The organism is Solemya velesiana gill symbiont (assembly GCF_002020805.1).
GTDB lineage: Bacteria > Pseudomonadota > Gammaproteobacteria > Chromatiales > Chromatiaceae > Sedimenticola_A.
Map to the genome: position 1 here is coordinate 1 of NZ_MPRJ01000087.1, position 10,852 is coordinate 10,852.

Annotated in this window: 9 protein-coding genes; 3 read left to right on the top strand and 6 right to left on the bottom strand. The window is 56.5% G+C overall.

What is annotated here, in order from left to right:
- Positions 1-125 precede the first annotated feature (125 nt).
- Genes BOW53_RS11150 through BOW53_RS11160 form a run of 3 tightly spaced genes read left to right on the top strand, consistent with a single transcriptional unit; the run spans position 126 to position 1,945 of the window.
- Positions 126-674, top strand: coding sequence for a PhnD/SsuA/transferrin family substrate-binding protein (locus BOW53_RS11150; RefSeq protein ID WP_172838879.1), 549 nt, complete (start codon positions 126-128; stop codon positions 672-674).
- Positions 622-948 (top strand): PhnD/SsuA/transferrin family substrate-binding protein, encoded by a 327-nt coding sequence (locus BOW53_RS13590; protein WP_078488064.1) that lies wholly within the window; start codon positions 622-624, stop codon positions 946-948. The genes BOW53_RS11150 and BOW53_RS13590 overlap by 53 nt, the downstream gene beginning before the upstream one ends.
- 34 nt (positions 949-982) lie before the next feature.
- Positions 983-1,945, top strand: a complete 963-nt coding sequence (locus tag BOW53_RS11160; protein ID WP_078488065.1) for a hypothetical protein — start codon at positions 983-985, stop codon at positions 1,943-1,945.
- Between the two features lie 115 nt (positions 1,946-2,060).
- On the opposite strand, the gene BOW53_RS11165 is transcribed toward BOW53_RS11160, so the two are convergent.
- The 6 genes from BOW53_RS11165 to BOW53_RS11190 all read right to left on the bottom strand — a co-directional run bounded on the left by BOW53_RS11165 (position 2,061) and on the right by BOW53_RS11190 (position 10,721).
- A complete protein-coding gene (locus BOW53_RS11165; protein ID WP_078488066.1) occupies positions 2,061-4,034 on the bottom strand; it encodes an alpha-amylase family glycosyl hydrolase in 1,974 nt (657 codons plus the stop codon).
- Positions 4,035-4,123: 89 nt separating this feature from the next.
- Positions 4,124-5,005, bottom strand: a complete 882-nt coding sequence (locus BOW53_RS11170; protein ID WP_078488067.1) for a carbohydrate kinase family protein — start codon at positions 5,003-5,005, stop codon at positions 4,124-4,126.
- Complete coding sequence (locus tag BOW53_RS11175; protein ID WP_078488068.1) at positions 5,002-5,853, bottom strand: HAD-IIB family hydrolase; 852 nt, start codon at positions 5,851-5,853, stop codon at positions 5,002-5,004. The genes BOW53_RS11170 and BOW53_RS11175 overlap by 4 nt, the downstream gene beginning before the upstream one ends.
- Entirely contained in the window at positions 5,853-8,012 is a 2,160-nt protein-coding gene (locus BOW53_RS11180; protein WP_245832125.1) for an HAD-IIB family hydrolase, read from the bottom strand. Before BOW53_RS11180 ends, BOW53_RS11175 begins: the two co-directional genes overlap by 1 nt.
- 405 nt (positions 8,013-8,417) lie before the next feature.
- On the bottom strand, positions 8,418-10,178 hold the full coding sequence (locus BOW53_RS11185) for a SulP family inorganic anion transporter (protein ID WP_245832126.1): 1,761 nt from the start codon (positions 10,176-10,178) through the stop codon (positions 8,418-8,420).
- 342 nt (positions 10,179-10,520) lie between these two features.
- Complete coding sequence (locus tag BOW53_RS11190; RefSeq protein ID WP_078488070.1) at positions 10,521-10,721, bottom strand: hypothetical protein; 201 nt, start codon at positions 10,719-10,721, stop codon at positions 10,521-10,523.
- Positions 10,722-10,852 lie beyond the last annotated feature (131 nt).

Below are 10,852 nucleotides of genomic sequence, written 5' to 3' on the forward strand. Positions count from 1 at the left end.
GGGCAAAAAAGTTCGGCTGCATAGTCTGTGTACTGTGATTGAAAAGTTGTGTGTGTGTTATTATCGCAGATTAAGGTGGGTTTTTAGAGATTCCCTTTAATGTAAGTCGGAAGAAATCATCAGGATTGAGGTATCTTCTTCCGATACTCTTCTGCCTTTTCAACTCGCCTGTCAGCCAGGCCGACCAGACCATACGTTTCGCCCCACTCCCCCTGGAGGACAAGAAGATCATCCACGAGCAGTTCCGGGGACTGGCGGACTACCTGCAGGAGGCGACGGGCCATACCCTGACCTGGGTTCACCTCAACGATTACGCCGATATCATCGAACAGTTCAAGGCCGACAAGATCGACCTGGCCTACCTCGGCCCCCTGCCCTACGTGATCCTCAAACGTGACTACCCGCCCGCCGACCCCCTCGGCTGCTTCCGTGATGCAGACGGCCAGGCCAATTACACTTGCTCGCTGATCACCTGGGGGGACAGCGCGTTAACGGCAGAACTGGTAAGTGACGTCAGGATCGGACTGACCCAGCCCTATTCGACCTGCGGCTACCTCTCCGTCTCCCAGATGCTGGGAGAGGCCGGACGGAAGATCAACGGCGACGGCAACAGCTTCAGTTATGACTGGCAGTCACTCCAAGGCGGCTCTCGGGGTGGCCCGTGGCAAGTATGATGTGGCAGGTGTAAAGACCGCCATTGCCAACCGCTACCAGCACCTTGATCTCAAGAGCATTGCTGTCAGCCGCCGATACCCCGGATTCGCCCTTGTAGCCAACAAAAACACACTGAAGGGCGACGTGTACGACGCCATTCAGAAAGCGCTGCTGGCACTCGACCCAGCCACCAACGAGGAACTTAAAACACGTATGAAAGATTGGGGCAGGCATATCCGCAACGGCGCTGCCCCCCCCAACAGTGCGACTATGGAAATATCGCTGATGCACTGAAAGGATTGCCCTGGCCAATTCCCGGTCCAGCACGTTGAAACTCCCTCTGATCATCGCAATCATCCTCTTCGGTATCGCCGAACTGCTGTTTGGCTGGTGGCTCTGGTCCGAGGTACGCACCACCACCCAGAGAAGCCTGCTGTTTCACCAGACTGAACTGAAAACGGGTTTCCGCAGCGTCGTCGACAGCCACGGGAAACTGGTGGAGACAAGCCTTCACTACCTGCTGCAAAAGAAACAGCTCCTGCCCATGATTGCCGAGGCAGCAGACCCAGACACAGTGGAAGCCAGCCTGCGGCGCATCCGTGGCCGGCTCTATCGTACGCGCTACAGTGATTACAAAAACCTCCTCGAACAGGACATCCGGGTTTTACAATTCGTTATGCCTGACGGCCGGTCACTGCTGAGATTCAACCGCCCGGATCTCTACGATTATCCGATAACCAAGGATCGCCCCCTTATCGCCGAGGTATTGGAGAGTGGGAAGCCCGGAGCCGCCTTCGAGAACGGCCGTGTCTACCCCGGATTCCGCTACGTATTTCCTCTCCATTTTGCAGGGCGCCTTGTGGGTGTGGCGGATTTCAGTCTCTCCTATGACGGTATCAGGCGCTCTTTCGCTGAATCGAAACAGGTCACAGGCTCAGTCAGCCAGATTGTACTCAGGCGAGACCTCCTGGAGGCCGTGACCCACCCCAGCGCCAAGAGCCTCTTTCGAACCTCAGCGATCAATCCGGACTATGTCGTGGAAGAGGAAGGCTCCCCACTGAAGGATATTCTTCGCCTTGAGCCTCTACCGGACTGGGTCGATTCACTGGACAAGCTGTTACAGGCATCGGCAGATGTACAACAGGCGATGTCAGAAGGCAGGCAGTACAGCGTTACAGAATGCACCTCCCAGGCCCAGTGCTACAGTATCGCCCTCAACCCGGTGCTTGACAGCAGTAAACGTGCCGCTGCCTACATGGAAATTAGTTCATTTTCAAATCAGTTATTGTGAAATCAAGAACAGACCAATGAAGGACTACCCAGGTTCGTCTTCTGCAGATTGCAATGCTCGAATCGAAAGTCTGCGTTGAATCCACAATCGAAAAGCGACACTCAAAAAATGTAGCCTACAGAAGCACACCTGGCCGTTGATCGGTAAGCCAGTAAAACCGGTATGGCGGGATCACCAGTTGGTCCTTGAACAGGGCCGGAGATTCGCCTGAACAGATATCTTGCAGCTGGCCCTGCTGGAACACGCCCCGGTTACCCAGGTCATCCAGGTTGAGATACTGGGGGCTGGCATCGAAGTTGGCCACCACAAGCACCGACTCGCTGCTCTTCTCGGGATGCGTGCGCAGGAAAACAAACAGGTGTTCGTTGCCTACATCGAGAAGCTCACGGTTATTGAAGTCGGCAAAGGCAGGCGTTGCTTTACGAACCGCGATCATCTTCTTTATCCCGCCGAAGACTCTCTGTTCAACAGAGCCGTGCTGGTTGCGCCGCTCCGCCTTTTCCCAATCGATACGGGGGCGATGCATCCAGCGGTTGTCCCCCGCCTTCTCTTCGTCCTCGAGGAAACTGCAGTCATTGAGCGTACCGATCTCATCACCGTAATAGAGCAAGGGTATGCCACCGAATGAGAGGATCATGGCGTGCAGCAGCTGGATGAGCTTCACTGCCCGGTCGATTGCCTCCTCATCATCGTCTTCCATTGCCGCCTGCAGCCCGACGAGGGAGGCAAGGGAACCTGAAATGCGGGCATCTCCTGTCTTCTCGTTGAAACCGAAGGGCTGGCCACGGGCCTCGGAGTCTTCGTACTGGCCGGTGAAATACTCCAGCAGAAACTGGCGGTGAGCCTGGGGCTCGTAGTCGCTGCTGATGATGTCGGCGTCATCGAAGCCCAGTCCGATATCGTCGTGACAGCGGACGTAATTCAACCAGGTGGCCCGATCCAGCTTGGTAGGCAGACTGCGCACTCCCTGGTTCAGGAGCTTGGCATTGCGCGTGGCCACCGCATCCCAAAGCAGTGCCATGTAGGCGGCGTTGTAGGCGATCTCGCACTCCTTGGCGATGATGGCGTCCTCGCCGAAGTACTTGATCAGCTCCAGGGGCGCAACGATGGCCTCTGCAATGAACAGCACGCCAGGGGCGGTGACCTGGCAGCAGTCTTTCATCAGCTGCAGGATCAGGTGCGCTTCCCTTTCGTTCTGACAGCTTGAGCCGATTTTCTTCCAGAGGAAGGCCACCGCATCGAGCCGCAGGATGTCCGCCCCCTGGTTGGCCCAGAACAGCAGCACGTCCACCATCTCGATGAAGACCGTGGGGTTGCTGTAGTTGAGGTCCCACTGGTTGCTGTTGAACACGCTCATTACCCAGCGTTGCATCTCTTCGTCCCAGATAAAATTACCCGGGGAGGTCTCTGGGAAGATTTCCGGCATGGTCTCCTCGAACATGTCCGGAATGTCGCGATCCTCAAAAGTGTAATAGTAACCCTGGTACTTGTGCTTGCCTGCCTTCGCCTTGACTGCCCAGTCGTGTTCATCAGAGGTGTGGTTCACCACCACGTCCATGGTCAGCAACATATTGCGCTTGCGCAGGGAGGCCGATAGCTCACGCACATTTTTCAGTCTGCCCATGCGCGGATCGATGTTACGGAAGTCACTGACTGCGTAGCCGCCGTCACTCCTGCCCTTCGGACAGACCATGATCGGCATCACGTGAATCATGTTGACGCCCAGTTCCTGCAGATAGGGAATACGCTCTGTCACTCCCGGCACATCCCCGGCAAAACCGTCTGCGTAGAGCGCCATACCCACCCACTCCTGGCTTAGAAACCAGTTGTGGTTCTGCTCCCGATCCATGTCCAACTGTTCAAGATCGCTGGATCGCTCAATGTACCGGCGGGCCATCACCTCAACCAGGCGAATCATCTTCTCCGTGAAGTCTTCCCGCTGCCCGTAGAGGTGATAAAAAAGTGAGTGAATAGCGTAGAAGTTTGCACCCAGGCGCGTATAGAAATGACGCAGATCGCGCTTGCGGATATCCGCTTTCAGCGCATCCAGGATTTCATTCAGCAGTGAGTGGGAGACCTGCTCGTACATGGTTCGGGTTTTTTTTCTCTGTAGCCTTACCTACAAAGAATAGAACAATTCACTGCCCAAAGGACACTGATTCTTCCAGACTACCCGGCTTACAGGGACCAATCCTCCAGGAAGGGTCGATAGAATTCCCTCTCTTCCACGGTGGCACCACGCCTGCCAACCAGTTGTGATGCAAAGGCCTGTGCCCGCTCAAGGGTCTGTTGTAGTGGCCAGCCTCGGCTGAGGCCGAGTATCAGGACCGAGGCAAAGGCATCCCCTGCTCCCACTGTATCCACCACGACAAGTACCTGCGGAGGCGCTATCTCGGCAAACTCTTCCTCTTTGCCCAGGGCAAAAGCGCCCTCCCCGCCTTGCGTGACCACCAGGCCCTCCAGTCCATGGGCCTGTTTGAAACGGATCGCCTGCTCTCGCAGAGACACTGCTCCCTCCGACAGGTCAGTCAACTCATGCTCGTTGAGTTTTACCCAGTGAGCATTGGCCACCATCTCCAGCACTTCGTTTTTCTGCCACCAGGGAGAGCGGAGGTTGACGTCCAGAAATACCCGGCATTCATTGCGCACGCGTAATTGGGACAGGGCCTGACGGGATTCCCTGTTTCGCAGCGCCAGGCTGCCATGATAGATCAGCCCTGGAAGTACAGGTGGCAAGGCGTCCGCATCGATATAGTCATATGCCCGGTGGGAAACGATATCGTAGCTCGGCTCTCCCTCTGCAAGGGTAATTTTGACCTCGCCTGTGGGATGCGAGGAGTCCAGCTGCAGCCCGGAGGTGTCCATGCCCCAGCTGAGCATCCGCTGACGGATTTCCCTCCCCAGGGGGGCGTCCCCCACCCGGCTGATGAACAGTGGATCAGCTGTGAAGGCCTGGAGATGCCATGCCACGTTGAAGGGAGCACCGCCCAGCACCCGTTTGTCCCCGGGGAAAATGTCGTATAACACTTCACCAAAGATGCAGAGATGATGGGGATTCATGCATCCGCCTCCAACGACTCCTGAAGGATATGAGGATGGTAGTGGGCCACACCTTCCAGGATGCCGGCAGCGTAGTTGCCGTTCATGCCCAGGGTTCCGCCTTCTGCCAGGTAGATCCGGTCAGAGTTGCCATTGTCATAGGCTCCCCGCAGCGCCATCTCCTTCACATCCCACTGACTGTTGGCGACCAGCACAGAAGGCACCGTGCTGACCAGCACCTCCATGTCGTTGCCACTGTCGCCGGCAAAAACCGTGTTTGTCTCATCAAAGCCCAACAGACCCATAAGGAACTCCACTGCATGCAACTTCGAAGCCATGGGTGGCAACAGGTCCAACAATCCCACCCCGGCAGGCTCATCCACGCTCCAGACCATGTTGGCCTGGACTTCAATTCGCTGGAGACGCTCTTCCATTACCTGCATCAAGTGACGCCGGTCAGCATGCATTGGGACGTAGTAGCTGAGTTTGAAACGGTTCTGTTTTGAGGCCTCCTGGGGCCGCAGGTCGTTGATATCGGCGAACAGGCTCTTGAGATCGTCGTGGGAGCTGCCGCTCCAGTCGACTCCGATTTCCTCCTCCCAGGCAGAAATGTGAGGCCAGTGTCCTGGTCCTACCACCTGGTAGATTGTCGTCCCCACGTCTCCAATCACGTAATCGGGCAACGGTAGGTTATAGATATCGATCGCCTGCTGTACCAGGACACGGTGGCGACCACTCACGTAGGCCAGCTTCACCTCGGGCCGGGATGCCAGCTCCGAAAAGCGACGCCTGGCATTTGGGGACTCAGGCTGCACCCCGTTGGAGATAAGGGTGCGATCGAGATCGGTGCAGATCAGAAGCCGTTCCATCAGCTTCCCCCTGAATCAGGCAACTCACAGCTTTCGAAAAAGTCGTAATGTTTCAACGCTTCGATAATTCCCAGGGCGTGTGCCTGCTCGGCGAAATAGATGCGCTCCTGTTCCACCAGCTGGGAGAGCTCTTCATGGTGACGATTCGCCACAACCACCGCCATGGTATTTCCACGCATCATATCCTCATCGGCACCTGACCCGCCGGCCACCAGGATGTTCTCCAGGGGGATGCCCCATCGCTGGGCCACGTAGCGAAGCGCCTGCCCCTTGGAGGCCCGCACCGGCACGATATCCAGGTACTGTCCGAAAGCGTGGATTACGTTGCAGGTGATGTCACGTTTGTGCAGCAGGTCGTTGATCTCTTCAACCGACGGCGCTTCAGACTCATCGTAGTGGTAGGCGATCTTGAAACGACTCTGCTCCGATTTCTTCTGTGGCTTGAGACCCGGCAGCTCATCCAGCAGTCGTCGTACAGAGAGAGGCTTCCAGAGATGATCGATATGCTCCGTCCAAAAGTCATCGGCGGTCAGTTTCTGACCGTAGTGAATCGCAGTACCCAGGCTGGTGATCAGCACATCGGGCCGGGGTATGGCATATCGCTTGATCACCGAAAGTGCGGAGTCCAAACGCCTGCCGGTGGCGATACCGAACGTGCCGCACTTGCGGTTGTCCTTTACCAGTTCGTTGAACTGCTGCAGTCCCTCCAGGTTGCCCAGCAGATTCTGATCCAGGTCGGTAAAGACCGCGCGATCGCGATAGCGCATGGGTCGCTTTGACGGCTGGGCTTCGAGAATCGGTTTGTAGCCCCGGGGCAACAGCTTGATACGCGACATGTAGGCCCTCGCGTGCGCTTGCCAGGAGTACTGCTCCCGCACCTTCTCCATGCCGTTGAGAGAGAAGCGCTGCCAGCACTCCAGGTCACCCAGAATGCTCAGCATCGCCTCCACCATGGCCTCTTTGTCCAGGGGATCGATGAGCAGACCATTATTGCAGTTGCCGATAATGTCCACCGGTCCGCCGTTCTCAGTGGCCACCAGGGGCAATCCCGAGGCTGCCGCTTCCAGAAGGGTAAGCCCGAAGGGTTCGGTAAGGGCGGGGTTGATGAACACCCCGCGGGAGTTGGCCGCAAGCCGGTAGATCTCCTGCACCTCTTCCGGCCGGTGTTGTTTCGGAATCGCCACCTTGCCGTAGAGGTCGTAGAGATCGATCAACAAGAGGATCTCCTTGAGCACGGTCTGGGGCCCACGATCCATCTCCCGGATGTCATCCCGGGTGCCGGCGATGATCATCAGGTTGGCACGCTCCTGGAGTTCCGGAGATTCACCGTAGGCCTCGATCAACGTCAGGATATTCTTCCGCTCGTCAGGACGCGAGAGCGCCAGCACCATGGGCTTGCGTGGCTCTTCCAGGAAACGGGCGATGGTCTGCCCGAACTCAGGGTCGGTATCATCAGGTCCCGGCGGATGAAACTGGCTGAGGTCGGTACCGGGGGAAATCACCACCATGCTGTCAGGGCGATAGTGGTTGTAGAGCGCATACTGCTCCTCGATCTCGTTGTGGGTGCTGGTGATCACCAGGTCGGCGTTTGCCAGTACCTCCTCTTCAGCATCCACCCGCCGATCCATGTTGTAGCGGAGGTTGATCTCCTCCTGCTCCATCCCCTTTGCCAACAGCCGCTGGCGTTTGTCGCGCCCCAGGGAGTGCCCGGTATGTATCAGTGGAGTACCAATAAGGTTGGAGAGCCTGACCCCCACGTAACCTGCATCGGCATAGTGGCTATGCACCAGGTCCGGCATGCGCTGCTGGCCGTTGAGCCAGTTGAGCAGGTTGTCCATGAAGGTGTCGAGGTGATCCCAGAGCTTCTCCTTGGCAAGGTACTCCTCGGGTCCGGCATCAATACGGACGATTCGAGCCTTTTCGGATAGGACTTCTACAGGTTGCGCATAGTCATCACTGACATCCGGACCGACAACCCGACGCGTGACCAAGTCCACACGGGCCACGTCATCCCTCTCCGCCAAGGCGCGGGCCAGGTCCACCACGTACTTGGTCTGACCTCCCGTGTCGGCATCCCGGCCCAGTTCCAGATCATGACCCCGTATCAATCCGTGAACGCTGATCAACAGCAGGTACATCGAGTCCTTTTCAGAATCCATGGAACCATCTTAGCGTAACGAATTGAATTTTTCGAAGATGCCCCTGAAATAGGAATTTGATTACAGTTCAGTGCGCTTAAGGTGGCTATATCGAATACATATCCATCAATGAAACCCTTAACAGGCTGGCTGCAGCTATCAGGCAACAGCAGATTGGTACTTGCGATTCGATTACCACGAAGACGTTATTAGGCAATTCACATTAAGAAAAAGACTGGAATCAAGGAGCCACTATGCCCCATTTCATGGGAGATTTCCGCATCGACAATCACATATCGATCTTGAAGAGGCCATCCAGGCGATGGAGAACACCGAAGAGGTGATTATCAACGCCGGCCACTGAGCACCGGCATAAAAAAAGCCCCATCTTCCACGAGGAAGATGGGGCTTTTTTTATTTCATCCCTTATGTAGACAGTCTACGCAGTGGACAGGTGGTACGGTCGTACTCATCCCCCAAGCTGTCCCAGACAAAATCAAGGGCGTAGGTGATACGGGAGAAGAAATTCCCTTCACCCATCTTCTCGTGAAGGCCGGTGCGGCGCAGCGCCTGCATGAACTGGCGTTTCATACGGGCCACCACCAGGGTCACGCCGTTCTGGGTCAGGCGGTCCGCCACCTGGCTCAGTACCTCTTCACCGGAAGAGTCGATCTGGTTGATGCCCTCTGCATCCAGAATGATGTACTTCAAGTCGGGACGGTTGGCCATCACTTCCAGCACCTTGAACTCGAAATAGCTGGCGTTGGCGAAGAACAGGGAACCGTCAAAGCGGATCAGGGCGATCTTGTCGCTCACTTCCAGTTCGGGGAACACCGCGATATCACGCATGGTGCCGTCTTCGTAGCGGGAGAGCTCGGCGACACGGGGACGCATGAAACGGATCACGAACAGGATGATGGAGAGCACCACGCCCACCAGGATGCCGTACTCGATGTGCGGCGCGATATAGAGCGTCAGCAGGAAGGTGATCACGGCGGTGATACCGTCATGGGGCTCAGCCTTCCAGGCGTGCACGATGGGCTTGAACTTCACCAGGTTGGCGACTGCCAGGATGATGACAGAAGCCAGGGTTGCCAGGGGCAGATGGTAGAGCAGCGGGGTCAACAGCAGCAGGGTCAGCGCGACCACGATACCCGTAACCACGGAGGAGAAACCGGTAACGGCGCCTGCATTGATGTTTACAGCCGAACGGGAGAAAGAGCCGGAAACCGGGTAGCCGGAGAAGAAACCGGAGGCCAGGTTGGAGAGGCCCTGTCCCACCAACTCCTGGTTGGCGTCCAGGCGCTGCTTGGTCTTGACTGCCATGGCCTTGGCGATGGCGATGGCCTCCATGAAGCCCACCAGTGAGATGATGATGGCGTAGGAGATCAGGGACATCACGATGTCCATGTCGAACTCGGTGGGTATGGTCAGCCCCGGCAGGCCATCGGGAATATTGCCCACCACCTTACCGCCGCTTTCGGAGAAACCGGTGTACCAGGCCAGCACCGTGGTGACCACAACGGCGACCAGCACGTTGGGTACCTTCGGCATGTACTTCTTCAGAATGATCATGATGCCGAGGGCCAGGATCGACATGTAGAGGGTCGGCATGTGGGTGCTTTCAAGGGCAGTCAGCACCGTGTTGTAGACCGACTCGTAGTGAGCATCACCCGCGCCCTTGTCGACACCGAGCACCTTGTTGAGCTGGGAGGTGGCAATGATGATCGCACCGGCATTGGTGAAACCGACCACAACCGGGTGGGAGAGCAGGTCCACCAATACGCCGAGGCGCAGCAGGCCGAGGGCTACCTGGAACACGCCGACCATCAGCGACAGGATCAGCGCATAGATCAGGAAGCCGTCACCACTCTGGGAGGCAATCGGCGCCAGGGCGGTGGCTGTCATCAGGGAGACCATGGCCACGGGACCGGTGGCAAGCTGCCGCGACGATCCGAACAGTGCAGCCACCATGGGCGGCAGGAAGGAGGCGTAGAGACCATAGTAGGCGGGCAGACCGGCCAACTGGGCATAAGCCATGGACTGGGGAACCAGAACCAGCGCCACGGTGATACCGGCGATGATATCGGCCTTCAGAACGCTCTTGTCTCGTAACTCCCCGATCCAGGAGAAAAATGGCGTGGAACGCCCGGGTATGCTCGTCCAAATATCTAGAAACCAGTTCACAACCTGCTCCAAATAATTTATTTTTTTTACCCGACCAGGGACCGTTGCGGCACCGGTAGGGACAGAAATGCACTTCCTCGTCGCTAAACGGACTCATTCACACTGAAATCTGCTGTTGAGTCCGCACCATTCTTGGTTTTTCAGTTTTTCACGGCAATCTAATATTCTCTCCATCCACAAACCCCACTGTCAACTAAGACATTCTTATTACTGCCATAATTCTGGAATTTCCCTGCCAATCCGGCAGGCGTCTACAACAGGCAGCCCCCGATGATGGCACCACAGGCGTGGGAATTGGTTGTAGCAGGAGCGACTTTAGTCGCGGTGGAAAGTCAGCAAGGATCAGCTTGCGATTTCGAAGTGAGCCCGTGTCCTGTCGCCGCTGTTATCGAACTTCAGACGGGAACCCGTCTCGAATAACATGCTGAGCGTCTCGCCATCATCTGTTTCCAGAATCTTGCACTCTGAAAACACCTGGCCGTTGATTCCATACTTTTCCCCCAGGTCGACAATCGGATAGGAGAAGGTCGACTGATCATCCACTGTCCTGGATTCCGGCTCTCCCTCCTGGGGTTGCTAGTGGGTCACGCGTAAAGTTAACAATCGAATTGTGTAGCTTGATATAATGAGGCATGGCAAATAAAACAGCACCATTTTGTATCACAAAAGATGTC